Genomic DNA, 25,139 nt, shown 5'->3' on the forward strand with positions numbered 1-25,139 from the left:
CATGTCGTTCAGCGGTGTATTTCCCTATCTCGTTTCCCCGGTCGATAGCGCCGGTGAGGTGATGCAAGGTGTGCTGACGGATCTGGTGGATCACCTGGTCGACGCAGGCGTGCATGGTCTGACGCCGCTCGGCAGCACGGGTGAATTTGCCTATCTCTCCCAGGAGCAAAGACGCCGCGTCGTCGATACCGTAATCTCGGCCAATCGCGGCCGGGTTCCCGTAGTCGCCGGCGTGGCGTCGACATCCACTGCCGACGCCGTTGCCCAGACGGAATATATGGTCGCGGCCGGTGCCGATGGCATTCTGGCGATCCTCGAAGCTTACTTCCCGGTCAGCGACGAGGGTGTGGAAGCCTATTTTACTGCAATCGCCAAGGCAGCCAGGGGCCGACCGGTGGTGCTCTATACCAATCCGCAGTTCCAGCGTTCCGATCTTTCGTTGCCGGTTATCGAGCGACTGAGCCGGGTCGATAATATCCGCTACATCAAGGATGCCTCTACCAATACGGGGCGCCTGCTTTCCATCATCGAGCGGACCCGCGGTCGAATGGAGGTATTTGCAGCCTCCGCGCACATCCCGGTTTGCGTGATGATGATTGGCGGCGTGGGCTGGATGGCCGGTCCGGCCTGCATCGTGCCCAAGCAAAGCATTGCGCTCTATGAGGCAGCCAGGGCCGGTGACTGGACGCGTGCGATGGACCTTCAGCGGCCGATGTGGAAGGTCAACGAGATTTTCGCAAAGTATTCGATCGCCGCCTGCATCAAGACGGCGCTCGATCTGCAGGGTTTTGCCGTTGGTGCGCCGATGCATCCGCAAATGCCGCTTGGCGACGCCGCGCGAGCGGAAATCGCCAGTATGCTGCGCGATGTCGGCGCGCTCTGAGTTTTCTGATCCCACACATTGAAGGCAGTAAGAATGAAGCCGATTTCGATCATCGTCGATTGTGATCCCGGTATCGATGACACGATTGCCCTGTTGACGGCATTCGTGTCGCCGGAACTTAGGATTCTGGGCATCACCCCGGTCTGTGGCAACCAGCCGTTGGAGCGCACGGTGCGCAATGCGCTGCAGGTCTGCGAACTCGGCAATCGTGCCGACATCCCGGTCTATGCAGGCTGCTTCCGGCCGATGTTGCGTGAGGCGATCCATGGCCAGTTTCATGGCAAGACCGGCCTCGGCAACACCGTATTGCCGGAACCCGTGAAGACGGCAGAAGAGACGTCCGCCGTCGATTTCCTGATCGACGCGCTGGGCAAGGCCGCCGAACAGGGCGAGCGTATCACGCTCTGCTGCCTGGGACCGTTGACCAATGTTGCGGTTGCCTTGCGCATGAAGCCACAGATCGCCGAAGGTATCGAACGCATCGTCATGATGGGCGGCGCTTATCGCGAACCGGGCAACCGCACCATGACCTCGGAATTTAACGTTCTGGCCGACCCGCATGCCGCACACGTGGTGTTTTCGAGCGGCATTCCGCTTGTTGCCCTGTCGCTGGATGCCACGCATCAGGTCATGTTGAAACCGGAGCATGTCGCCGAGTTTTCGCATGTCAGCGGCCGCATCTCCGAAACATTGGCCGAGTTAATGGCGTTTTGGGATCGCAACGATGTGCGCCGTTATGGTTCGCGTGGCGGCCCGCTGCATGATCCCCTGGTCATGGCCTATATTCTTGCGCCGCATCTGTTCGAAACCCAGAGGGCACGCGTTTTCGTCGAGTATGAAAGTGAGCTTTGCATGGGCCAGACGATTGCCGACTGGTACGGCAAGAGCGGCCTGGAGCCGAATGCCGATATCGTCACCAAGGTCGATGCGGAGGGCGTGATCGCTTTCTTCCTCGAGCGCCTGTCGCGTTATGCCGAGAAGGTTGTCGCATGAAACCCCACAAGGTCATCATCGATGCGGATCCGGGCGTGGACGATGCCGCCGCCATTCTGATGGCGCTTGCCTCGCCGGAAATCGAGGTTCTGGGACTGTCCATTGTCGCCGGCAATGTGCCGCTTGGCGATACCGTCACGAATGCCTGCAAACTGGTGGCATTGAGCGGTCGCCGCGACGTGCCGGTGCATGCCGGCGCGAGCGGTCCTCTGGTGCGCGAGCAGGTCTACGGCAAATATGCCCGGATTGGTTCCTTTGACGACACGCTGGTCAAGGCCGGTGACATCGTGCCGGCCGAAGAAGGTGCGGTTCAGTTTATCGTGCGTTCGGCGCGCGCAGCCGCAGCCGGGGGCGAACAGCTAACCATCTGTGCCATCGGACCGATGACCAATGTGGCGCTGGCGTTGATCCAGCATCCGGATGTTGCCCGTGGCATTCGCCAGATCGTTTCGATGGGCGGCGCATTTACGGCTCTCGGTCACCGTACACCCTGGGCAGAGTTCAACATCTATGCCGACCCGCACGCGGCGGAAATCGTCTTCCAGTCCGGCGTGCCCGTTGTGCTGATGCCGCTAGACATGACGTTTCAGGCGCTGTTTACCGCCGATCATTTCGAACGTTTTCGGGCAGGCGGCGAAGCGGGTGCGGCGCTCTATAATCTTTTCTCTACCTTCGACCGTAGCGATGAAAAACGCTTTGGCCGGCCGGGCGGACCGATCCATGATGCGACGACGATCGCCTGGCTGATCCGGCCCGAACTGTTCACCAGCCGCGAGGCTTTTGTCGGCGTTCAGGTCACCGGCCTCACGATGGGTTATACCTATGCCGATTTTTACAAGAAGATGAATCGGGCGGCGAATACCACCGTCGTCACCGATGTCGACGAGGCCGGTTTCATCGAATTGCTGATCGAGCGCATCGCCCGCCACGGCGGTGCAGCGCTCGGCAGAAAAACCCTGGGAGGCTCAAACTCATGAGCGGATATCTTCTAAGCCGGTCGCTACAAACCGTGCTCACGCTTTTTGTCATGTCGGTTCTGGTCTTCGCCGGCCTCTATTTCGTCGGCAATCCGGTTGACGTGCTGCTGAGCCCGACTGCGACACCGGCGGAACGCCTGCAGGTCATCCAGTCCTTCGGCCTCGACAAGTCGGTTTGGGAACAATACTGGCTGTTCCTCACCCGTGCGCTTTCCGGTGATCTCGGCAATTCGTTTGTGTTCAACCAGCCGGCGTTGACCCTGATTTTGAACCGCATGCCGGCAACGCTGGAACTTGCCTTCGTCGCGCTTTTCATGGCGCTTGTTATCGGTATTCCGCTCGGCGTTTATGCCGGCCTGAAGCCGAAGGGCTTTGTTTCCAAGTCGATCATGACCTTCTCGATCCTCGGTTTCAGCCTGCCGACGTTCTGGATCGGGCTCGTCATGATCATGCTATTCAGCGTCTATTTCGGCTGGTTGCCCGCATCCGGTCGCGGTGAGACTGTCAACGTACTTGGCGTGCCGCTCAGCCTGTTCACGTTCGATGGTTTGACGCATCTTCTGCTGCCGGCCTTCAATCTGGCGCTGTTCAAGATTTCGCTGGTCATCCGTCTTACCCGCGCCGGCGTGATGGAAACCATGCAGCTCGATTTCGTTCGTTTCGCCCGCGCCAAGGGTCTGCCGGAACGCCGTATCGTCACCGTGCATGTGCTGAAGAACACGCTTATCCCGTTGATCACCGTCATCGGTCTGGAACTTGGCTCGCTGATCGCTTTCGCTGTCGTCACGGAAACGATCTTTGCCTGGCCGGGCATGGGTAAGCTGATCATCGACGCTATCGGCGTTCTCGACCGTCCCGTCATCCTCGCCTACCTGATGATCACCGTGGTGATGTTCAGCATCATCAATCTTCTGGTCGACATTCTGTACTCCATCGTCGACCCCCGCGTTCGTCTTGAGGGGAATTCGTGATGACCGACAACAACAGTTCGACCGTTTCGGTTCATGCCGCCGCAAACAGCGGCGCGAAATCCACCTCGCGTTCGCCCGCGCGGGAAGTCGTCCATGGGCTGCTGCACGACAAACTCGCGCTCGTCGGTATCATATTGGTGACGATCTTTATCGTGGCGGCCATTTTCGCACCGGTCATAGCGCCGCAAAATCCGTATGATCTGGCTCAGCTTGACATTCTCGACGGTCGACTGCCGCCGGGTTCGGAAAGCATGTCGGGCATGACCTATCTGATCGGTACCGACACGCAGGGCCGCGACCTGTTCAGCGCCATCCTCTATGGCCTGCGTACCAGTGTCCTCGTCGGCCTCTCCAGCGCGGCGATCGCACTCGTCATCGGCGCATCGATCGGCCTCACCAGCGCTTATGCCGGCGGCCGGCTGGACTCGGTGCTGATGCGTATCGTCGATATCCAGCTCAGCTTCCCCGCGATCCTGATTGCGCTGATTTTCCTCGCCGTTCTCGGCCAGGGTGTCGACAAGATCATTCTGGCGCTGGTGGTGACGCAATGGGCCTACTATGCCCGTACGATCCGCGGTTCGGCGCTGGTCGAGCGCAAACGTGCCTATGTCGATGCCGCCCGCTCGATGGCGCTGCCGGACCGCAACATCCTGTTCCGGCACATCCTGCCGAACTGCCTCCCGCCGCTGATCGTCGTCGCCACCATGCGCGTCGCTTATGCCATCATGCTGGAAGCAACGCTTTCCTTCCTCGGCATCGGCCTGCCGGTGACGGAACCGTCCCTTGGTCTGCTGATCTCGAACGGCTTCGAATACCTGCTTTCCGGTGACTACTGGATCAGCTTATTCCCGGGCATCGCCCTTCTGTTGCTCATCGTCGCGATCAACCTGATCGGCGATTCCCTGCGCGACATCCTCAATCCGCGTCGTGAGGGCTAAGATCATGACCAATCCAGTTCTTTCGATTTCCAATCTCAACACGGCCTTCCGCGTCGGTGGCGAGTGGCGCAACGTCGTGCGTGATGTCAGCTTCGATATCGCGCCGAAGGAAACCGTCGCCGTTGTCGGTGAATCCGGTTCGGGCAAGAGCGTCACGGCGATGTCGATCATGCGGCTTCTGTCGCCCGGCAATTCGCGCGTGAGCGGAAAGATCGAGTTCGAGGGCGAGGATATTCTGTCGATCCCGCTTGAAGACATGCAGAAAATCCGCGGCAATCGCATCGGCATGATCTTTCAGGAGCCGATGACCTCGCTCAACCCGGTGCTGAAGATCGGTGCGCAGATCACCGAGGTCCTGCGCCAGCATCGCGGCATGACGGAAAGCGAAGCTCAGGCGGAAGCCGTGCGGCTTCTGGAAAAGGTCCGCATTCCCTCGGCAAAGTCGCGCCTTAACGAATATCCGATGAATTTTTCGGGCGGCATGCGTCAGCGTGTCGTTATCGCGATTGCGCTTGCCTGCGATCCCAAGCTGCTGATCGCCGACGAACCGACGACAGCGCTTGATGTGACCATCCAGGCGCAGATCCTCGAACTCATCAAGACACTGCAGGAAGAGGAAGGTATGTCCGTTCTCTTCATCACCCACGACATGGGCGTTGTTGCGGAAATATCCGACCGGACGGTGGTGATGTATCGCGGCGAGCAGGTTGAGACCGGCACGACGCATGATCTCTTTGCCGGCGCCAAACATCCCTATACCCGTACGCTGTTGTCGGCAGTACCACAGCTTGGCTCGATGACTGGCAAGGATCGTCCGTTGCGGTTCCCGCAGGTGGACATGGCAACCGGGAAAATCCAGCCGGTCAAGCCGACCGAGGATACGGTGAGGCACGATCACCCACCGATCCTCAAGGTCGACAACCTGGTTACGCGCTTTCCGATCCGGAAGGGCTTCCTGCGCAAGACCGTCGGCTGCATCCACGCGGTCGAAGGCGTATCGCTGGAACTGCGTCAGGGGGAAACCCTGTCGCTGGTCGGCGAATCCGGTTGCGGTAAATCCACCACCGGCCGCTCGATCATCCGTCTTACCGATGCGGTATCCGGTGAAGTGCAGATTGGCGGCAGGAACGTACTCACGGCCGGCAAGAGCGATCTCGCCGATATCCGCCGTGAAGCGCAGATGATCTTCCAGGACCCGTTCGAAAGCCTCAATCCGCGCATCCGCGTCGGCCAGGCGATTGCCGAGCCGATCATCACCCATGGCCTGGCGCCGGCCTCGCAAGCGCGTCAGCGCGTTGGCGATCTTCTGGAACGTGTCGGGCTTTCCGCCTCGATGGCGGATCGTTTCCCGCATGAGTTTTCCGGCGGCCAGCGTCAACGCGTCTGTATCGCACGCGCCTTGGCACTGGAGCCGAAGCTCCTGATTGCCGACGAGTCGGTGTCGGCGCTCGATGTTTCGGTGAAGGCACAGGTCATCAATCTGATGCTGGACCTGCAGGAAAAATACGGCCTCGGTTACCTCTTCATCAGCCATGACATGGCGGTTGTGGAGCGCATCAGCCACCGCGTCGCCGTGATGTATCTCGGAGAGATCGTCGAGATAGGCCCGCGTCAGGCCGTCTTCGAAAATCCGCAGCACGAATATACCAAGCGGCTGATGGCGGCGGTCCCGATCGCCGATCCGTCGCGCCGACAGACACGCCGTATTTCCAATGACGAGATCAAGAGCCCCTTCCGCCCTGCAGATTACGTGCCTCCGAAGCGCATCTACGAAGAAGCCGGCGAAGGTCACTTCGTTCAGATCGCGTAAGGAGACCGCGTCATGATCATCACCTTCGGCTCAATCAATGTCGACTTCGTTTATGAGGTCGAGGACATGCCGCAACCGGGCCAGACGCTGCTTGCCAAACGTTTCCGCACGGAAGCCGGCGGTAAAGGCGCCAACCAGGCGCTTGCTGCGGCCCGGGACGGTGCCGAAGTGGTGATGGTGGGGGCTGTGGGGCAGGATGGTCTGGCCGAAATCGGCTTGCAGAACCTGAAGACGGCAACGGATATCAGCCGCGTCGCCTCTCTTGGCGAACCGACCGGCAATGCCTCGATCCATATCGACGCCAAGGGTCGGAATATGATTGTGGTGGCAGCTGGCGCCAACCTTGCGGTTTCTTCGAGTTGCGTGGAAGAGGATCTGTTGCAGCGGGCCAATGTCGTGCTCATGCAAATGGAAAACGATGTGGCCGAAGTGGAAAAGCTCATCCGCCGCACGCATGCCTCCAAGGCCACCTCGATCCTCAACCTCGCACCGGCATTTCCTTTGTCGGAAGAGGTTCTGTCTTTGTGCGATCTGATTGTCGTCAATGAAGATGAAGCCGAGGTTTTGGCGGGTTGGCTCGGTTGCGACGCATCGGCGGAGGCCCTGTCTGTGCGTCTTGGCGCCGGCGTTCTGCGCACACTCGGCGGTGATGGCGCGGAAGCCTGCGCGTTTGGCGAGCATGTTCGTATCGCGGCCATGTCGGTCGACGTACAGGACACAACGGCAGCGGGCGATTGTTTCGTCGGGGTGCTTGCCTCAGGATTGGACTGCGGCTTGCCGCTCAAAGCGGCCATGCAGCGGGCGTCGGTCGCCGCGGCGCTGGCATGCTCACGAAAAGGTAGTCAGAGCAGTATCCCTGAGCGTCGGGCTACGGATTCCGTCGATAACAGGTGCAACTAGCTTAGCGGCATGAGGTTGCCAGTACTTTCTCATCTGGTTCGGATCAGCTTTCTCGATCGTATTAAACTCATCCGCCAAACTACATGGTTGATGGTTCGAATCCGTTCAAGACCGATCTCGCCTGTCGCCTGTCGCCAGGCCGTCATGCCACCCTCAGCCCTAACTGCGACACGAGCTCCGCCGCCTGCGCACGCGAAATAATAGCGCCCTTGAACCGTCTCGCGTCGCTCAATTTGATCCCACCGAGATCGGCTCCTCGAAGGTCGGCGTTTTCGAAACGGCAGTCGACCAGGTTGGCATTGCGAAGCGACGAGTCCTCGAAGACCGCATCACGGAAGTCGCAGGTGTGAAGATCGGCATCGCTAAGATCGACCTTTCTCAGCACGGCCTTGCGAAACGATGTCTTGGGAAGCTTTGCGAGCGAGAGCATGACCTCCTCAAGTGCGAGGTTGAGCGTCTTGGCTTCGGTGAAGTCCGCGCCCGTCATCTTGCAGCGCATCAGCCGCGCATGCCCGAGCGATGCCCGTCGGAACACTGCGTTGTTGAAGTCCCCACCGTCGATGACAACCTGGCTGAGGTCAGTCCCGACGAAGCTGGCAAAGGCCGCACGGCATGACCGGAACCCTGCTTCCTCCAGAGCGCATCCATCAAACTCGGCACGGGTCATCCGGCATCGCTCGAACTGCCACCGCCGGAGTTCCAGACGGGAGAGGTCTGCAGCCTCCATGTCGCAGTTGATGAGCTTCACGCGTTTGCCCGCGTCGGCGAGCGGCTTGATATCCTCGTGCGTGAGGGATCTGTCCTCAATGATATGGTCGAACGGTTCCGTCATGATCCCGTTCCTGTCTTGACCTTCACAGGCGTTGTCTTGGTCAGCGAACCCGATGGAGCGCGTTGCCCTGACCATCCTCCTCCAAGCGCCTTGTTGAGCGCGATGTAAGCGTTGGTTACGGCAAGCTGGCTTTCGATCAGGGCGCCTTCTGCAGTATAGAGCTGGCGCTGTCCGTCAAGGAGGTCGAGATAGTTCAACGACCCGGATTCGTACTGGGATCGCGAGGCTGCATCTGCCCGACGGTAGGCGTCGACCGCGGATGCCAGCTTTGCGCTTCTTCTGCGCTGCTGTGACAGGGAGACGATAGCGTTCTCCACTTCTTCCATCGCGGTCAGGACGGAAGCCTCGTAGGTTGCGAAGGACTGGTCGCGCCGGGCCTCGGCGACGTTGACCGCGGACTTGAGCTGGCCGCCACGGAACAGCGGCACGTTCAATGCCGGACCGAACGCCCAACCGATCGTAGAGCTCCTGGCAATGTCGCTGAGGTGAAGCGCTGAGGATGCGATGTTTCCGGTGAGGCTAACGGAAGGATACCGGGCGGCCTCGGAAGCTCCGATCCTCGCGGTCGACTGCGCAAGCTGGCGTTCCGCCAGGCGCACGTCCGGACGCGACAGGAGGACGTCGGCCGGAATGCCGACCGCAGGCGTGATCCGTGGCCGTGGGATAGGTTTGGACTTCGAAAGCTCGGCCGACAGGGTGGCGGGCGGAAGACCGAGCAGAACTCCGAGACGGTTCACTGCGCTGGTGCGGGCGATCTCATACGTCGGAAGGTCGGCTTCCGTTGACGCTGCCAACGCTTCGGCTCTCGCCACATCCGCCGTGGTGCCTGAGCCACCCTCGAGCTTCGCCCGAGTGAGGGCGGCGGACTGACGTTGGGATCGTGCCGTTCTTGCGCCCAGCGCAAGTCTCGCCTGAGCGGCGCGGACCTGCGCATAGTTGGAGGCGACATCGCCAACGAGCACCAGCATCGTGTTGCGGAGTTCCTCCTCGGCGGCATCCAGCCCATACTTCGCTGCCTCCACGCCACGACGCTTGCCGCCGAACAGGTCAATCTCCCAGCCTGCGTCAAAGCCGCTCCGATATTGCGTGAACACGTCATCCGCCCCGATTGTTGTCGCGACTTCGGCAGTCTTGGTGCGGTTCACGCTGGAGGTACCACCGAGCGTTGGCGCGAGCTTTCCTGTTTCCTCGCCAAGCGTGGCGCGGGCTTCACGAACGCGGGCCTGCGCGACGGCGACCGAACGGTTCCCCTCTATCGCCCTCGCGATCAGTGAATCCAGTTGTGGATCCTTCATGGTAGACCACCAGTAGGCAAGCTCGGCGGGACGGGATGCTGTCTTGCCGTCTGCGGTCGACCATGTTGCAGGGACGTATAGGTTCGGTCGTTCGTAGTCCGGCCCGACCATGCAGCCGGCGAGCAATGTCATGAGTGCAACGGTCGGTGTCAGTGTCGCTATGCGGCGAAGAGGGCTGGTCTGGCGAGGTATGGTCGGCATTTTGAACTTTCTGCGAGGCATGGGCTTGATGAAGAGTTGCCCCACCCCGGCAGAGGGTCGTGGGGTGGGGCTCTCGTCCGGGTAGGGCTGCCCGGACGAAGTTGCTGTTATGACTTCATATCATGCACGGGTGAGGCTGCCGTACCCTGACTCTTCGCCATCGGCTGCTTCCTCCGAAACAGTTTCATAACGAAGACGAAGAATGCCGGGACGAAGAACACCGCAAGGATGGTCGCCGAGATCATGCCGCCGAGTACCGCTGTGCCGATGGCGTTCTGGCTGGCGGCGCTGGCACCCGAGGCGATGGCCAGCGGCACCACGCCGAGCGTGAACGCCAGCGAGGTCATGATGATTGGACGGAACCGAAGCTTTGCCGCCTCGATCGCCGATTCCAGCAGAGGCTTGCCCTCGGCATAGTTGTCCTTGGCGAACTCGATGATCAGGATCGCGTTCTTTGCCGACAGGCCGATGATCGCGATCAGGCCCACCTTGAAGTAGATGTCGTTGGGCATGCCTGCCGCCATGACAGCCAGCACGCAGCCGATGACACCGAGCGGCACCACGAGCATGACCGAGAACGGGATTGACCAGCTTTCGTAAAGGCCTGCGAGCAGCAGGAACACGAAGAGAAGGCTGATGCCGAACAGGAACGGAGCCTGCGAACCGGACTTGATCTCCTCAAGCGACTGGCCTGTCCATTCGAAGCCGATGCCTTCGGGCATCTCACCTGCAAGACGCTCCATCTCGGCGATCGCAGCACCCGACGAATTACCGGGGGCAGACTCGCCGGCGATGCGGACGGACGGATAGCCGTTGTACCCGACGATCTGGGGCGAACCCTTCTGCCACTGCGCGATTGCAAAGGAGGAAAGGGGAACCATTCCACCGCTCGCATTGCGCACGTTGAGCTTGAGCAGATCCTCAATCTGAAGACGGCTCTGGTCTTTCGCCTGCACGATTACGCGCTGCATGCGACCCGCATTCGGAAAGTCGTTGATGTAAGACGATCCGAGATTGGCGGTGATCGTGTTGTTGATGTCGGAGAAGGTGACCCCAAACGTGTTTGCCTTCTCGCGGTCGATGACCAGTAGAACCTGCGCAGCGTCCGGCAGACCTTCGACGCGCATGCCTGCGAGGACCGGGCTCTGGCTGGCCTTCGCCATCAGTTCTGCTCCGGCGGCGGACAATGCAGCCTGCCCGATGCCGTTTCGGTCCTGAAGACGGAAAGCGAAGCCGCCCGTGGAGCCGAAACCTTCGATGGCCGGCGGCGACAACGCGTAGCTGGTCGCATCCTTGAGGCCGAAGAGAGACATGTTCACCCGATCGGCGATTTCCTGTGCGGAATTGCCTTCGCCACGTTCACTCCAGTCCTTGAGCGTGACGAACATCAGGGCAGCGTTCGCGCCGCTTCCGGAGAAGCTGAAGCCCTGAATGGCGATGACATCCTTGACAGCAGGTTCGGCTTTGAAAATCTCCTCGATCTGTTTGACCGATGCCGTGGTGCGGTTGGCGCTGGCTTCCGGCGGCCCCTGAATGTCGACTATCAGATTGCCCTGGTCCTCGGCCGGAACGAATGCGGACGGCAGGTTGATGAACAGGTAGCCAAGGCCGACAACGAGCGCCAGATAGATGACCATCATCCGGCCGGCGCGACGCGCCATGCCATTGGTCACCTTCGTGTAACCGTTGGTCAGGCCATCGAACTTGCGGTTGAACCAGCCCGCCAGCCCCTTCTTCTCATGATGCCCCATCGGGATCGGCTTGAGGAAGGTCGCGCAGAGTGCTGGCGTGAGTGACAACGCCAGGAAGGCCGAGAACAGGATCGAGACGACCATGGTCAGCGAGAACTGCCGGTAGATGATGCCTGTCGAGCCGGGGAAGAAAGCCATCGGAATGAACACGCAGGCGAGAACGAGCGTGATGCCGAGGATGGCTCCGGTGATCTGGCCCATGGCTTTGCGCGTTGCATCGACCGGAGAAAGACCTTCCTCCGCCATGATGCGTTCGACATTCTCGACAACGACGATCGCATCATCGACAAGGATGCCGATGGCGAGAACCATGGCGAACATGGTCAGCACGTTGATGGAGAACCCGGTCGCATACATGATCGCGCAGGTGCCGAGCAGCGCAACCGGCACCACGAGGGTCGGAATGACGGTGTATCGGAAGTTCTGCAGGAATACGAACATCACGACGAAGACGAGCACGACGGCTTCGAGCAGCGTGTGTACCACCTTTTCGATGGACGCGGACACGAATGGGCTGGTGTCATAAGGCGTGGCGTATTCGACCCCCTTGGGGAAGAACTGCGCAAGTTCGTCGAGCTTCTCCTTGACGGCCGTTGAAGTCGCGACCGCATTGCCTGTCGATGATAGCTGGATGCCGACGGCGGCGCTTGGCTGACCGTTGAGGCGGCTGGAGAAGTTGTAATTCTCGGCGCCAAGTTCGATGTGAGCGACATCCTTCAGAAGCACGGCGCTACCGTCGGGATTGGCACGAAGGATAATGTTGCCGAACGCCTTGGGATTGGAAAGCTGGCCCTGGACGAGAACGGTTGCGGTGAGATCCTGGTTGACAGGATTCGGCGCAGCACCGATCTGGCCGGCAGCGACCTGCGCATTCTGGGCGGTGATCGCAGCGTTTACGTCAGCGGCGGTCATATTGAGGCCGACCAGCTTGTCCGGATCAATCCACACGCGCATGGCACGCTGTGCCGCGAAGAGCTGCGCACGCCCAACACCGTCGAGGCGGCGTATTTCGCCGAGCACGTTGCGGTTCAGATAGTCGCCGAGCGCGACTTCATCCATCTTCCCGTCGGTCGACGTCAGCGTGACCATCATGAGAAAGCCGGAGGCGGCCTCCTCGACGGTCACACCCTGTGAAGTTACGGCGGAGGGAAGACGGGACTCGACGCGCCTGATGGCGTTCTGCACATCGACGGACGCCTGGTCGATATTCGTTCCGGCTTCGAATGTGGCATTGATGCTAACCGAGCCCGAGGTATCGGATGTGGATTCGAAATACATCATGCCGGACACGCCGTTGAGTTCCTCCTCGATCAGGCGTGTCACGCCCTGATAGATTTCCTGAGGAGACGCTCCGGGGTAAGCCGTCGAGATGGTGAGCTGCGGAGGCGCAACCTTGGGGTATTGCGCGATAGGAAGAAAGGGTAGGGCGATGATACCTGCAATCGAGATGAATAGCGCGAAGACCCAGGCGAGGATCGGTCTGCTGATGAAGAACTGAGCCATTTTACTACCTTACCGGCCTGTCGCGGATGGAGCGGTTTCGCCGCCCGACTGCTGTTTAGTTTCTGCGGTCCAAGGTTCGGGTGCGACCTTGCTGTCCGGCTGCACCTTCTGCACACCATCGACCACGACGGTCTCGCCACCCTTCAGACCGCTTTCGACAACCCATTCCTGACCGAGCGACTGGCCGAGCACGACCTCTCTGAGCTGGGCGGTGTCTTCGGCTCCAACGACATAGACCTGGGCCTTGCCGTCTGGCGTGCGCAGGATTGCGCGCTGCGGGATGGTGATCGCGTCCTGCCTGACGGCCTGCTCGACCTTCACGCGGACATACATGCCCGGGAGCAGATCGCCGCTGGCATTGGGGAACTCGGCACGAAGCGTCACCTGGCCTGTGGTCGCGTCAACATTGGCGCTGGAGAACAGCAGTTTGCCCTTCTCGCCATAGGTGTCGCCGCCATCGAAGACGAGTTCGACGCTGGCCTCGCCGGGAGCGGGGCTCGCGAGCTTGCCTTCGGTCACAGCACGCCTCAGGGCGAGGAGATCCTGAGCCGACTGCGTGAAATCGGCGTAGACCGGATCGATCTGCTGGATCAGCGCGAGGTTGGAGGTGCCGTCGGCGGTCACAAGGGCCCCTTCAGTCACAAGCGCGCCACCGATTACGCCTGTGATGGGCGCGCGGACTTCCGTGTATTCGAGATTGATCCTGGCTTCTTCAAGTGTCGCCTGCTGTAAAGCTACATCGGCCTCTGCCTGGGCCAGATTGACGGCCGCAGTGTCGTACTCAATGCCGCTTGCAACATTGCGTTCGCGCAACGTTTTCTGGCGATCGAGCTGAACCTTCGCATTGTCACGCGTCGCTTCCGCCCGGCGAAGCGTCGCTTCGGCGCTTGCGACACGGACTTTGAAAAGCCGCGGATCGATGCGGTAGAGCACATCTCCCTGCTTCACCAGCGCACCCTGCTCGAACACGCGCTCCTGCAGGATGCCGGAGACGCGGGCGCGGACCTCGGAAATCCGGGTGGCGGCAACGCGGCCTGGGAGTTCGCTGACGACCGGGATGGGATGGGCTTTCAGTTCGATCACGCCGACGGCGGCCGGGGGCATCTCTCCCATGTCCTGCGCAAGGGATGAAGTCGCCGTGAGAGCGAGAATGGAGGTAGCTATAAGGCACGCCTTTAGGCGCGGCAGTTGGCTGCAGCGGTACATGATGTTTCCTTGGATGTTCAGGTCAGGCCGGGAAGGCCGGGTTGTTATGGATCGGGGTAGGTCGCGTAGATCGTTCGCACACCTTCGAGGATTCTGGTCCGCTCTTCCTCGGTCCATTGGTGAAAGGCAAAGAGTTCCGTGACATAGACACCTGACAGGGCCAGGTAGGCCATCAGGGCGGCTTCAGGCTTGGGTCCGCTGGAGATCGCTTCGAGGTCGACCCGCGTCCATTCGCGCATCAGCTTCTGGACCTTCTCGTCCTGCGAGACGGAAGCGCTGATGGCCATCGAGACAGCACGGTCCGCATCGCTAATGCTTTGCTCCGCGGCCTTGATGCGACCGAACAGCTCCGGATGCGGCGTATCGACAGCATTCGCCACCTCCTGCGCCTGCCGATCGCTCTCGATTTTCATGCGACGATCGATCAGGGCTTCGAGGAGCGCGCTCTTCGACTTGTGATCGTAGACCACAGTCGACTTGCTCACGCCCGCTTCCTGCGCGACGGCATCGATCGAAAGACCGGCAGCGCCGAGCTTCACGACCACCCGCTCCGCGGCATCGAGGATGTCGTCTTTCATGATTCTGCGAATACGACCCACGTCATTCTCCAATTGTCACTTGTACAGTTTACGAACGGTCGTATATAAAAGCAAGTAGGAAAACGATCGTTCGAATAAATTCGTAAATCAGGTGAAAGCATGCCCTCCGCCAATCGCTGGCTTATCCTCGTCGCCTTCAGTCGCCGACGTGAGGGCAAACGCGACGCTGGATGAGAAAAGCGCCAGGCTTCGCTCGATCCCCGGCGTCGGTCAGGTGACGGCGCTCACGCTCATGGCTCACATGCCGGAGCTGGGCGACAGCTCTCCTGGCGGCATGGCAGCCCTTGCAGGACTTGCTCCCTTCAATGCCGATAGCGGCATCCATCGGGGCCAGCGCCATATCCAAGGCGGTCGAAAGCGTGTGCGCGATGCCCTCTACATGGCAGCCCTTGTCACCTATAGAATGAGATCGCCATTCGCATGCCTCATTCAAACCATGCAGGCCAAAGGCAAACCGTTCAAGGTCATGATCATCGCCATCGCCCGCAAACTGCTCGTTATCGCAAACGCCATTCTTAGAGACAAAACCACTTTCAGAACAACTTGAAACAACACGGATCAATACAGTTGCTAGGGGTCGGGTCGTGCTGCGAATTCGTAAAAGCAGTCAAAATCGGCCTTCGCAACGAGTTTCTTGCCCCCGTGGGTTGCCGTATAAAACTTGATTATAGTAATCATGTTCAATAATATCGTGATCCGGTCCATTATTTTGCTAGGGCGGATGAATCTCAGAGTGGAACGGTGCGTAGTCCGATCAGGACGACGCCGGCCGCGCGCGGCCAGGGGAGCGAAAGACGTGATGGATATGGCCGGTGCGGAGGCGCATGATTTTGCCGGCTCGCTCGAGGACGTCGGCACTCTGGAGGAACCGCTGGAGATGCAGGGCGATGCACGGCACTGGCGCGAGGTCAGCCCCGGCATGTTCCTCGGCATCACCGATCTTCGCCTCGACACGCCGCTTGCCTATCAGAGCCACACCTTTCCGGCGATCTGCCTTTCCGTCGTACTGGAGGGCTTTGCGACCAACACGACCGAGGGCATCGAGGGCGGGTTCTGCCCGGACGAGGTCTGGATCACCTCCACCGGCGAAAGCCAGCGGACGAGCATGACGATCCATGCGGATCAGCCTGTTCGTGTGGTGGAGTTGTTGCTGACGCCCGCCTGGAGCGAGCATAATCGTGCCGTCATGGATTGTGATCCCACCTATCAGGCCATGCAACGCGCCATGTGCCAGCCGGTGATGATACGCCGCCATTCGCTTGATGCGCGGCTTCGCCAGATCGCCTGGTCCGTGTTGAACCCGCCGGCGCATGGTGCCTTCACGACCGTACATCTCGATGCCAGCGCCATGAGCCTTCTCGGCATTCTTGCGGAAGCGTTCCGTCCTTCCGAAGTTGCCGCGGCGGCCAACCTCACACCGAAATCGCTGGAGCGCATGCTGGAGATTCGCCGACATATCGAAGCGAATGCCGCAGCGATAGATTCGCTCGCAGCCCTTGCCACCCGCTTCGCTATCAGCCAGAGCAAGCTCAAGCAGGATTTCCAACGCGCCTTCGGCATGAGTGCCCGGGAATACCTTCTGGAACGGCGATTGCTGATCGGTCGGAACGCCATCCTGCGCGACGGATTGAGCATAGCGGAGGCGGCCTACAAGGCCGGCTACCAGCACCCTGCAAACTTTACATCTGCCTTCACCCGGCATTTCGGCTATCCGCCTAGCCGATTGAAATCTTGAATGATTTAAAACTGGATAATAATCGTAAGCTTTTTGCCGAAACGCATAAGCCAAGCGCCTCGACCCTTCTTCCATCCGCCGCGATAATCCGCGCCGAACTGGGGTCCGGGGATTGATCATGAAAACTGCCATACGGTTTGCCACGCTTCTGGCAAGCACTAGCCTGCCTGTCATTGCTCTTGCACAGGAGGCGACGGAAACGACCGTGCTGAAACCGATCATCGTCACGGCGCAGAAGCGCACGACGGAAAGCAAGGACGTGCCTGCGAGCATTGTGGTGGAGAGCGGCGAGACGCTGGCGCTCCAGAAGACAAAGCGCCGCGATGATGCCATCGCAGCCGCGCCTAATGCGCAGACCGGTGCCGTTACGGCGAAACTCTATACCTCTTTCACCGCGATCCGCGGCGTCGGCTCTGCGCTTATCGAGAGTGACCCGTCGGTCGGCGTCTATCTCGATGGTGTCGGCATCGGTAGCGCACAGGCCCATAGCGGCACGTTGCTCGACGTCGACCGTATCGAGATTCTGCGCGGACCGCAGGGTACGCTCTATGGCCGCAACAATATTGCCGGTTCGGTCAACATCATCTCCAACCTGCCTGATCCCGACCGGACCGGCGGCGAACTCGGAGTCGAATATGGTCGCTTCGGCACGGCGACGGCAACCGGCATCTTCAATACGCCGATTGGTGACAATGGCTGGGCAGCGCGCGGCGCCCTTTCGGTCTCGAAGACCGACGGTTCCCTCTATTCGACCATCAATGACGATGATCTCGGCGGCGGCAAGGATGTGCATGGTCGCGTCAGCGTTGCCGGCGACCTTACCGATAACCTCGAATTCCTCGGTATCGTCGATATCGAACGCCAGATGCTGGACGGCGAGATGCTTGGTATGCCAGAAGCGGATTTCCTCAAGGGCAGGCGGGGAGTTGCGATTGACGATCCGATCCGTATCGAAAGCGATCTCGCGACCGTCTCCGGCCAGCTCACCTACCACCTCGACAATGGCGACAGGATCGTCTCGATCACCGGCTTTCAGAAAAGCGCGGTGGATGTCGGCGGCAACGGCTTTCCGCTCGGATATTTCGCGGCCTATGACGCACTTTTCCAGTCCTTCGGCTTCCCGAATTTCCGCTACCGCGCGGACAACCCGTTCGACGGCAGCTATCGTCAATGGTCGCAGGAGGTGCGTTATGTCTCCGAGGACAACGAGCGCTTCAACTGGGTCGCCGGACTTTACGGCGAGTTCTCGGAGGGTTCGCGCACCTATGGCGCCAACAGCACCTTCACCGGTGGCGCTGCGACGCTTTCCACCCGCGGAGATACGGACACGGTTTCGCTTTCGGGCTTTGCGGATGGAACCTACGCGCTCAACGACCAGTGGAAAATTTTTGGCGGCCTGCGTATCGGCCATGATCGCAAGTCCTTCGACTACGACTTCACCGACAACAAGACCGCTGAACTGCTTGGCCTGACCGGAACCTTTGCGCGCGGTTACAACGCCCGGCTTTCCGAAACCTACGTTACACCACGCATCGGCCTGCAATTTACGCCGATGGAGGGGCTGAACCTCTATGGCGGTGTCTCGAGCGGGTACAAATCGGGCGGCTTCAATTCCGGCTTTGTCGGCCTTGGTGATGAAGGGGCCTACGCTTCGGAAAGCGTCACCAGCTACGAGGTGGGCCTGAAGTCGGCGACGCTGGACGACCGGCTGAGGGTCGAGGCTTCGTTGTTCTACATCGACTGGCGAGACCAACAGGTCCAGGGCTTCAATGGGCTGACGGGCGCCACGCCAATTTCGAACGCGCCACAGAGCCAATCATTCGGCGGCGAGCTCTCAGCAGCCTTCGACATTGACAATCACTGGTCGCTGACGGCCGGCGCTGGCTACGCGGATGCGACTTACAAGGAATACCGCAATGCGCGTGCGCTCGATGGATCGGGTGCGGTGGATGTCAGCGGCAACCAGCAACAGTTCGTTTCACGTTTCACCGGGTCGGCCGGTCTCTCCTACCAGTGGGAAACAGGTTTTGACGACCTCGTCGGCAAGGTCGGCGTGAACTACCGTTATCGGTCGAGCTACTATTTCGACGTGCAGAACACGATCCAGCAGAAAGGCTATGGCCTCATAGACGCCTATGCCGGACTGGAGAATGACCGCTACGCGGCCTATGTGTTCGCCAAGAACATCGGCGATACCGACTACCGCACGGTCGCCGCAAATCTCGGTGTCGGCACGCTGGTTTCGCCGGGTGACCCGCTGACCTTCGGCGGCAGCTTCAAGATCAAGTTCTGAGCCCAAGATGGCGAAGAATGCATTAGCCGACATGCCCGAAGAGGCCGGGCAGGGAGACGACGTTGCCGGCGGTGGGGCTGCCGGCCATCTCTGGCGACTAACGAAGGGGTATCGTGGCTGGATGGGTATCGTCATCGCGGCGTCGATCCTCTCCGCGGTGCTTGAAACCGCTGTCGCCGTGCTGGTCGCATTGGCGGTCGCGGCACTCATCGCGGCAGATCGCGACGGCGCGATCTTTTGGTCGGCCGGGCTTCTGGGATCGATCGTGCTGTCCTGCCTCCTGCAGATGGTATCGAACCTACTGTCGCATCGGGTGGCGATCGACGTGCAGGCGTACACGCGGCTTGCGATAGGCCGGAAACTCTGGTCCACGCCGCTCGGTGCTCTCCAGCGCTTCGAGGTCGCCGATATCCGCCGCACGCTGATGGAGGATGTCGAGCGTATCGAGGATGGTATCGCACATCTCATCCCCGATCTCGTCGCTGTGATGATCGCGCCGCTTGGCATCGGCATTGCCATGCTGTTCCTCGACTGGCGACTGGCCATTGCAGCATTCCTGCCGGTTCTGGCCGGCTTTATCGCTTTTTCCATGATCCTGAGGCGTGACGGAGGGCTGTCCCGCCGGTTTGTCGCGGCGCAGACGGCGGTCGATGCTGCTTTGCAGGAGGCGATCCGCATGGTGCCCGTCATCAAAGCCTATGGTATCGGCCCGGGCGATCTTCGCCGGGCGGAGGCATCTTTCCAGGAAGTGGACGACGTGGTTGGCCGCTGGCTTTCCTTCTCCGCGTCCAGCAACAACTGGTTTTTCCTTGCCATCACCTCGACGCTTTTGATCGTTGCGCCATTTGGCCTGTGGCTCCATCCGCTGCCGGACGGCTATTCTGTACTCGTCTTCTTCCTGCTTGCGAGCTTCGCCCTTTCTTCGCTTGGCGCGCGGCTGTTCGGCGCGATGGGGCGGCTGCGCATCCAGCAGGCCTCGCTGGCACGCGTTGATGCACTGCTCCGGTTGCCAGACCTTCCGGTTATTGAGGATCGACCACAAAACGGGCAGGATATCCGCGTCGAAAAACTTGGTTTTGCTTATGAAGATGGTTTCGCGCTGGAGGATATAGACCTGGATATCAAGACCGGTCAAAGCGTGGCGTTTGTCGGTCCGAGCGGTTCCGGAAAGTCGACCCTTGGGCGGCTCCTGCTCCGTTTCTTCGATCCCGATACCGGCCGCATCACGCTCGGCGGCCGCGATATCCGCTCTTTCCCGCAGCATGAACTTGCTCGGCAATTTTCCCCGGTGTTTCAGGAGTCGTTCCTGTTTTCACAAACGATCCGCGCCAATATCGCGTTCGGCCGGCCAGGGGCGACGCAGGACGAGATCGTCGAAGCCGCACGTCTTGCGCAGGCGGATAGTTTCATAGTGGCAATGCCTGAGGGTTACAACACGATACTCAACCGCGGCGAAGGGCTCTCCGGCGGGCAAAAGCAGCGCATCGCTATAGCCCGGGCCATCCTGAAGAACGCGCCGATTCTCGTGCTGGACGAGGCAACGGCTTATCTCGACCCGGACAGCCAGTATGAGATCCAGCAGGCCCTGGATGCGTTGGCAAAAGGCCGGACCGTCATCGCGATCGCCCATCGCCTTTCCTCCGTGCGCGGGTTCGACCATATCGTCTATCTGGAGAATGGCCGTATCCTGGAACAGGGAGACCACGACACGCTGCTTGCCCTCGACGGCGCCTATGCCCGACAATGGCGCTCGCATATCGCGGCGCGGTCCTTCATCCTCGAGAACGGTAGGGTGCGCTGATGGCGGACCGCAATGCTCTCTTGTCCCGGGGTTTTCGGTTGGATGCGGCTTCGCTCGGGCGCATGCTTGATGGCCTGTTGCTCGCCGCTCAGCCGCTTCTTGCTGCGGTTTTCCTGTGGCGGGCTGCCGATGGACGTCCGGGACGTTCCGCTCTCTGGTGCGCCGGCATCCTGCTCCTGATCTTTGTTACCCGGCGTCTGCTGCTTTGGCCCGCCTCGCGAAAACTCTATGCTAAAGCTTATGGCGGCGGACTGCGTCTGCGACGGGCGATCCTTGCACATTTGATCCGCATGCCGTTGGGCGCCTTCCGGGCGATCGAAGGCGGCAAGCTTATCCAGGCCGTGTCGGAAGACGTGCTCTGGCTTGAAAACCATGCATCCTATACCCGACCGGAGATAGGCGCCAATGCAGCAGCACTCTGCGCCTGCCTGATCGGCGCGCTCCTCTTCTGGCCAATCGCTGGTCTCACAGCAGTCGCGACCATGATTACGGGATTCGTCGTCCTCGTTTTCGCGCAACGCCGGCTGGCCATCGGGTTGGAGCGCCGTGCGCGCAGCCTGGCTGCCGTTTCGCTGGCGATGCAGGAGCAGGCGGAGGGCGTCTCGGTGCTGCGTGCTTTTTCAGGTGAAGGCGATATAGGGGAAGACTTTGCCCGGAATGTCGCCCAACTTCGTCACGGTGCCTGGCGCGGTATCCGTCAGATGACGCCGATCGCCATCCTGTTCCGCATGACGATCGAGCTCTCGGCCGCCGTCGCCATGCTCATCGCCGTTCTCACCTTGGGCGAGACGTCGGGCGCCGATACCATTCGCAAGGTGGTCGCCTTACTATTAATCGTTTCGGCGATTGTCCCGGCGCGGAACTTCGCAAGCCTCACCGCCATGCTGGTGCTCGCCCGCATCGGGCGGCGGAATGTCGATGCCATCTTTGCTGTGCCGGTGCTTGCGCCGGGTGCGGACAGCCGTCCCGATGCCTTCGACATACGCTACGAGAATGTCTCTTTCACACATGACGGTCGGCATTCGCCGACACTCTCCGACGTCTCCTTTTCGGCGAAACAGGGGGAGATGGTCGCGCTGATCGGTGCGAACGGCAGCGGCAAGACCACCTGCCTGCAACTTCTCATGCGCTTCTTCGAACCGGATGCCGGCACGATCTGCATCGGCGGTCGGGATATCCGGGAAATCGATGATCAGGTGCTCGCTTCGATGATCGCGCCGGTCTTTCAGGAAACCCTGCTTTTCAACGGGACTATCGCCGACAATATCCGTATCGGTCGGCGATCCGCTTCCGACGCCGAGGTTGAAGCAGCGGCAAGGGCGGCCGTCGTGCACGACACGATCGTGGGTTTCGAGAACGGCTACGACACGACGGTCGGCGCGCTCGGCGCCCGGCTTTCGGGCGGCGAGCGCCAGCGCATCTGCATCGCCCGGGCAATCCTCAAGGACGCACCGATCATCATCCTTGACGAAGCGACCTCGGCCGTCGATCCGGAAAATGAGGAGGCGATCCAGCAAGCAATTTCGGCTCTTGCCATCGGCCGCACGCTCTTCGTCATCGCGCACAACCTGCCCTCAATCATCGCGGCCGATCGCATCATTCTTCTCGATGCCGGTGCGATGGTGGCGAGCGGCACGCATGAAACTCTTCTGCAAGAGTCAGCGGATTGCCGCCGGCTTTGGAACCGCTCGACCGTCATGCAGAACTGGACGATGGCGATACACCGATAGTCGTTCCTGCAATGTTACATCCAACTTAGTGCAGATACAGCGAGTGTTCTCGAGAGCTTCTCACTCTTACAGGTATTTAGGTGATGTAAGTAACGAAACGACAGTTCATATCCAATCAAGAGCTGGGCGGCACGAGGTCGTCCCTGCACCCGAAAAGGTCGAGCGCGATCTTTAGCCCGCCGCTCCGGTCTGCAACAGCATCGTCGTGCTGAGCCCAACCCGCCCGAGGCGGGCTGGGAAATCTACGATTCTCGATCAGAGGACTGAGACGTTCTCAGCCTTCGATTTTCCAGTCTTGCGGTCTTGCCCCAGCTCAAAGCTGACCTTATCGCCTTCGCGGAGCGAATCGCCGCGTTGCAAGGCAGACACGTGAACAAATACATCTTGTCCGCCATTCTCAGGCGTTATGAAACCGAAGCCCTTGTCGTCGTTGAAGAATTTAACCGTACCCGTTGGCATGAGAGACTTATCCCCTGTGTCGTTCGTCGCAAATTGCGAAGCGGAAACTACAGCGGGGGCGCTTCTCTAGCAACTGTGAGCATGCAGTTGGCTTGCTTTGTGGGTGAATGTCGATGGATCGATTCCGGTGAGCTTTGCTGACCTCGAGGATGGGCTTTGCCATATCCGGGATCTCATCTGTCCCAAATCACAGTAGGCGTTCTCGTGCGGCCACTAAAGTTTTCGAGCCATCCGGGAACAAAGCTAGATATTTAGGACGAGAGAGCCGGGTTCGAATCCCATCAAGGCGGACGAGACGATGATGGAATCTGATTGCTATCTCATCCGGCGGAAAGGTCTTGTGTTCAATCCAGCAACGGATGTCGCTCAATAAGTTCGCGAGCTTTATTCCAATTCCGATAGGTCCAGCCGGCCTCTTTCAGAGTGATGACATCGTGCTTGGTCCTAAGTTTTTTATGTGGAGCGGAACCCCCAGCTGCAGCGTGAGGGTCGCGGAGTCGAGTGGACGGACGCTTGTCCGTCCGATCCAAAACCATGGGTCGCTGTGTTCCCGCCAGATGCTGCAGATGCGACAATGTGAAAGTCCGCGAGCTCGTAGATCTGACACGGAAGCGCTCTCCCGATAACACGGTCTTGGAACACGTGGATTGGTATCAGTCCGACGAGATTATCCGGGCAAAGCCCAACTCGATCGTTGGCGGAACGAACGCGAGGGCATGTGCGGTGTGGAGGGGATGGAATTTTCACAACGAGTGAGCCGCGTGAACAACCACGCGGCTCCTTTGCATTCATGCCTGATCGAAGAATTCGACGGCGCCGCTGTCGAGGTGATAGTAGGCGCCGACAATCTTGATGCGGCCTTCCGCCAGCGGTTTGAGCAGGAGAGGATCGCTTTCCTCGCGCAGATTGCGCACGACGCGGCGAANCTTGGAACACGTGGATTGTATCAGTCCGACGAGATTATCCGGGCAAAGCCCAACTCGATCGTTGGCGGAACGAACGCGAGGGCATGTGCGGTGTGGAGGGGATGGAATTTTCACAACGAGTGAGCCGCGTGAACAACCACGCGGCTCCTTTGCATTCATGCCTGATCGAAGAATTCGACGGCGCCGCTGTCGAGGTGATAGTAGGCGCCGACAATCTTGATGCGGCCTTCCGCCAGCGGTTTGAGCAGGAGAGGATCGCTTTCCTCGCGCAGATTGCGCACGACGCGGCGAACATTCTGTTTGACGGCGTTTTCCAGCGCATCGCCCTGCTGACCTCTCGCTTCAAGGACTGCCGGAATGATCGGCTCGATCATGTTGTCGATCTGACCCGGGAAGCGTGCATTCTTTTCCACCACTGACATGGCGGCCTTCACCGCTCCGCAGCTTTCATGCCCCATGACGACGATGAGCGGTACGCCGAGTTCTGCGACGGCATACTCGATCGAACCCATCGCCACCGTGTCCACGGTGTTGCCGGCATTGCGGATGATGAACAATTCGCCAAGACCACGGCCGAACAGGAGTTCCGGTGGTACCCGGCTGTCTGAGCAGGAGACGTAGGCGCAGAACGGTGCCTGTCCTTTCGCCAGTTCAAGGCGGCGCGCCTCGCTTCGATCGGGCACGATGATCTCGTCACGCAGGAAGGCTTCATTGCCGCGCTTGAGGAGGTCGAGAGCGCCATCAGGCGTCAAGGCCGACTTGCCGTCCTTGACGGGGGCGGGTTCAAGGGCCATTGCTTTGCCGCTTTTGGTTTGAGCCTGTGTAGTGGCAGGCAGTACCGCGACAGCTGAAGCAGCGGTCGCGGTCATGAAAAGGCGACGGGAAACATTACACATCGAAAATTCTCCGTTAGACGGCACATTTGCCGTCGGGTTGAAAAATCAACGAGCATGTTCGGAGAGATGGACGTTAAACCCCAAGACTGCACCGAGCACGCTCGATGCGGTCCGACATCAAAAAGGCAAGCCTTGATCAGAGGGGCCCGGTCCGCAGCCACGATGTAGGGCATGTAAATTGAGTTTCAATAGCAGTATTCGAACGGCGTGCTTTTGAGCAGATAACGTCGTGCAACGGGAAAAAAAGAAAAGATTCTGGGTGCCAGGCTCTTGAAGGGGAAAAACAGCGTTCCCAATTGTTCGCCAACCCGCTGGTCCGGGCCCCTCTGGTGAGAGCCGTCGGCGCTCTCGCGATGTCGGACCCTTTCGACATCGCGCGCCGACAGAGGCTCAGTTTCTTGGAAACATCATTTTTGTTCGTGGAGTGGCTGGGGAAGCCT

Annotated in this window: 20 protein-coding genes and 1 pseudogene; 12 read left to right on the forward strand and 9 right to left on the reverse strand. The window is 60.0% G+C overall.

What is annotated here, in order from left to right:
• Position 1 precedes the first annotated feature (1 nt).
• Genes O8B93_RS24945 through O8B93_RS24975 form a run of 7 tightly spaced genes read left to right on the forward strand, consistent with a single transcriptional unit; the run spans position 2 to position 7,472 of the window.
• Positions 2–883, forward strand: a complete 882-nt coding sequence (locus O8B93_RS24945) for a dihydrodipicolinate synthase family protein (RefSeq protein WP_269712500.1) — start codon at positions 2–4, stop codon at positions 881–883.
• A 33-nt stretch (positions 884–916) separates the two neighbouring features.
• Positions 917–1,876 (forward strand): nucleoside hydrolase, encoded by a 960-nt coding sequence (locus O8B93_RS24950; protein WP_269712501.1) that lies wholly within the window; start codon positions 917–919, stop codon positions 1,874–1,876.
• Positions 1,873–2,853 (forward strand): nucleoside hydrolase, encoded by a 981-nt coding sequence (locus O8B93_RS24955; RefSeq protein WP_269712502.1) that lies wholly within the window; start codon positions 1,873–1,875, stop codon positions 2,851–2,853. The genes O8B93_RS24950 and O8B93_RS24955 overlap by 4 nt, the downstream gene beginning before the upstream one ends.
• Positions 2,850–3,824, forward strand: coding sequence for an ABC transporter permease (locus O8B93_RS24960; protein WP_269712503.1), 975 nt, complete (start codon positions 2,850–2,852; stop codon positions 3,822–3,824). Before O8B93_RS24955 ends, O8B93_RS24960 begins: the two co-directional genes overlap by 4 nt.
• Positions 3,824–4,762, forward strand: coding sequence for an ABC transporter permease (locus tag O8B93_RS24965; protein ID WP_269712504.1), 939 nt, complete (start codon positions 3,824–3,826; stop codon positions 4,760–4,762). The genes O8B93_RS24960 and O8B93_RS24965 overlap by 1 nt, the downstream gene beginning before the upstream one ends.
• A gap of 4 nt (positions 4,763–4,766) precedes the next feature.
• Positions 4,767–6,572: an ABC transporter ATP-binding protein gene (locus tag O8B93_RS24970; RefSeq protein ID WP_269712505.1), complete on the forward strand. Its 1,806-nt coding sequence runs from the start codon at positions 4,767–4,769 to the stop codon at positions 6,570–6,572.
• A gap of 12 nt (positions 6,573–6,584) precedes the next feature.
• Positions 6,585–7,472 (forward strand): ribokinase, encoded by an 888-nt coding sequence (locus O8B93_RS24975; protein ID WP_269712506.1) that lies wholly within the window; start codon positions 6,585–6,587, stop codon positions 7,470–7,472.
• Between the two features lie 142 nt (positions 7,473–7,614).
• Here the strand turns inward: O8B93_RS24975 and O8B93_RS24980 are convergent, their stop codons facing one another.
• The 5 genes from O8B93_RS24980 to O8B93_RS25000 form a co-directional block, all read right to left on the reverse strand.
• Positions 7,615–8,304, reverse strand: coding sequence for a pentapeptide repeat-containing protein (locus O8B93_RS24980; protein ID WP_269712507.1), 690 nt, complete (start codon positions 8,302–8,304; stop codon positions 7,615–7,617).
• On the reverse strand, positions 8,301–9,800 hold the full coding sequence (locus tag O8B93_RS24985) for an efflux transporter outer membrane subunit (RefSeq protein WP_269712508.1): 1,500 nt from the start codon (positions 9,798–9,800) through the stop codon (positions 8,301–8,303). Before O8B93_RS24985 ends, O8B93_RS24980 begins: the two co-directional genes overlap by 4 nt.
• Before the next feature lie 107 nt (positions 9,801–9,907).
• Positions 9,908–13,054 (reverse strand): efflux RND transporter permease subunit, encoded by a 3,147-nt coding sequence (locus O8B93_RS24990; protein WP_269712509.1) that lies wholly within the window; start codon positions 13,052–13,054, stop codon positions 9,908–9,910.
• Positions 13,055–13,063: 9 nt separating this feature from the next.
• Positions 13,064–14,260, reverse strand: a complete 1,197-nt coding sequence (locus O8B93_RS24995) for an efflux RND transporter periplasmic adaptor subunit (RefSeq protein WP_269712510.1) — start codon at positions 14,258–14,260, stop codon at positions 13,064–13,066.
• 44 nt (positions 14,261–14,304) lie between these two features.
• Complete coding sequence (locus O8B93_RS25000) at positions 14,305–14,859, reverse strand: TetR/AcrR family transcriptional regulator (protein ID WP_269712511.1); 555 nt, start codon at positions 14,857–14,859, stop codon at positions 14,305–14,307.
• Positions 14,860–15,007: 148 nt separating this feature from the next.
• Between O8B93_RS25000 and O8B93_RS25005 the strand changes: the two genes are divergently transcribed.
• The 5 genes from O8B93_RS25005 (at position 15,008) to O8B93_RS25025 (ending at position 22,418) form a co-directional block, all read left to right on the forward strand.
• On the forward strand, positions 15,008–15,406 hold the full coding sequence (locus tag O8B93_RS25005; protein ID WP_269712512.1) for a transposase: 399 nt from the start codon (positions 15,008–15,010) through the stop codon (positions 15,404–15,406).
• A 252-nt stretch (positions 15,407–15,658) separates the two neighbouring features.
• Complete coding sequence (locus tag O8B93_RS25010) at positions 15,659–16,594, forward strand: AraC family transcriptional regulator (RefSeq protein ID WP_269712523.1); 936 nt, start codon at positions 15,659–15,661, stop codon at positions 16,592–16,594.
• 118 nt (positions 16,595–16,712) lie between these two features.
• Entirely contained in the window at positions 16,713–18,887 is a 2,175-nt protein-coding gene (locus O8B93_RS25015; RefSeq protein WP_269712513.1) for a TonB-dependent receptor, read from the forward strand.
• A 7-nt stretch (positions 18,888–18,894) separates the two neighbouring features.
• The gene (locus tag O8B93_RS25020; RefSeq protein ID WP_269712514.1) at positions 18,895–20,688 is read left to right on the forward strand and encodes an ABC transporter ATP-binding protein; all 1,794 of its coding nucleotides are present in this window, start codon (positions 18,895–18,897) and stop codon (positions 20,686–20,688) included.
• Complete coding sequence (locus O8B93_RS25025) at positions 20,688–22,418, forward strand: ABC transporter ATP-binding protein (protein ID WP_269712515.1); 1,731 nt, start codon at positions 20,688–20,690, stop codon at positions 22,416–22,418. The genes O8B93_RS25020 and O8B93_RS25025 overlap by 1 nt, the downstream gene beginning before the upstream one ends.
• A gap of 255 nt (positions 22,419–22,673) precedes the next feature.
• Here the strand turns inward: O8B93_RS25025 and O8B93_RS25030 are convergent, their stop codons facing one another.
• From O8B93_RS25030 to O8B93_RS25040, 4 genes and pseudogenes are all read right to left on the reverse strand, one after another.
• A complete protein-coding gene (locus O8B93_RS25030; RefSeq protein WP_269712516.1) occupies positions 22,674–22,877 on the reverse strand; it encodes a cold-shock protein in 204 nt (67 codons plus the stop codon).
• A 283-nt stretch (positions 22,878–23,160) separates the two neighbouring features.
• Positions 23,161–23,271: pseudogene (locus O8B93_RS27900) on the reverse strand (mobile mystery protein B); the annotation flags it as partial.
• A 394-nt stretch (positions 23,272–23,665) separates the two neighbouring features.
• Positions 23,666–23,791, reverse strand: a complete 126-nt coding sequence (locus tag O8B93_RS25035; protein ID WP_269712517.1) for a carbonic anhydrase — start codon at positions 23,789–23,791, stop codon at positions 23,666–23,668.
• Between the two features lie 167 nt (positions 23,792–23,958).
• Positions 23,959–24,597, reverse strand: coding sequence for a carbonic anhydrase (locus O8B93_RS25040; protein ID WP_269712518.1), 639 nt, complete (start codon positions 24,595–24,597; stop codon positions 23,959–23,961).
• Positions 24,598–25,139: the final 542 nt, after the last annotated feature.

Source organism: Martinezella rhizogenes (assembly GCF_027460065.1).
GTDB lineage: Bacteria > Pseudomonadota > Alphaproteobacteria > Rhizobiales > Rhizobiaceae > Agrobacterium > Agrobacterium rhizogenes_C.

What these genes read in the sequence shown, in the direction of transcription:
- O8B93_RS24945 (WP_269712500.1), top strand. Translation starts at nt 2, where the DNA reads ATGTCGTTCAGCGGTGTATTTCCCTATCTCGTTTCCCCGGTCGATAGC.
- O8B93_RS24950 (WP_269712501.1), top strand. Translation starts at nt 917, where the DNA reads ATGAAGCCGATTTCGATCATCGTCGATTGTGATCCCGGTATCGATGAC.
- O8B93_RS24955 (WP_269712502.1), top strand. Translation starts at nt 1,873, where the DNA reads ATGAAACCCCACAAGGTCATCATCGATGCGGATCCGGGCGTGGACGAT.
- O8B93_RS24960 (WP_269712503.1), top strand. Translation starts at nt 2,850, where the DNA reads ATGAGCGGATATCTTCTAAGCCGGTCGCTACAAACCGTGCTCACGCTT.
- O8B93_RS24965 (WP_269712504.1), top strand. Translation starts at nt 3,824, where the DNA reads ATGACCGACAACAACAGTTCGACCGTTTCGGTTCATGCCGCCGCAAAC.
- O8B93_RS24970 (WP_269712505.1), top strand. Translation starts at nt 4,767, where the DNA reads ATGACCAATCCAGTTCTTTCGATTTCCAATCTCAACACGGCCTTCCGC.
- O8B93_RS24975 (WP_269712506.1), top strand. Translation starts at nt 6,585, where the DNA reads ATGATCATCACCTTCGGCTCAATCAATGTCGACTTCGTTTATGAGGTC.
- O8B93_RS24980 (WP_269712507.1), bottom strand. Translation starts at nt 8,304, where the DNA reads ATGACGGAACCGTTCGACCATATCATTGAGGACAGATCCCTCACGCAC.
- O8B93_RS24985 (WP_269712508.1), bottom strand. Translation starts at nt 9,800, where the DNA reads ATGCCGACCATACCTCGCCAGACCAGCCCTCTTCGCCGCATAGCGACA.
- O8B93_RS24990 (WP_269712509.1), bottom strand. Translation starts at nt 13,054, where the DNA reads ATGGCTCAGTTCTTCATCAGCAGACCGATCCTCGCCTGGGTCTTCGCG.
- O8B93_RS24995 (WP_269712510.1), bottom strand. Translation starts at nt 14,260, where the DNA reads ATGTACCGCTGCAGCCAACTGCCGCGCCTAAAGGCGTGCCTTATAGCT.
- O8B93_RS25010 (WP_269712523.1), top strand. Translation starts at nt 15,659, where the DNA reads ATGGATATGGCCGGTGCGGAGGCGCATGATTTTGCCGGCTCGCTCGAG.
- O8B93_RS25015 (WP_269712513.1), top strand. Translation starts at nt 16,713, where the DNA reads ATGAAAACTGCCATACGGTTTGCCACGCTTCTGGCAAGCACTAGCCTG.
- O8B93_RS25020 (WP_269712514.1), top strand. Translation starts at nt 18,895, where the DNA reads ATGGCGAAGAATGCATTAGCCGACATGCCCGAAGAGGCCGGGCAGGGA.
- O8B93_RS25025 (WP_269712515.1), top strand. Translation starts at nt 20,688, where the DNA reads ATGGCGGACCGCAATGCTCTCTTGTCCCGGGGTTTTCGGTTGGATGCG.
- O8B93_RS25030 (WP_269712516.1), bottom strand. Translation starts at nt 22,877, where the DNA reads ATGCCAACGGGTACGGTTAAATTCTTCAACGACGACAAGGGCTTCGGT.
- O8B93_RS25040 (WP_269712518.1), bottom strand. Translation starts at nt 24,597, where the DNA reads ATGGCCCTTGAACCCGCCCCCGTCAAGGACGGCAAGTCGGCCTTGACG.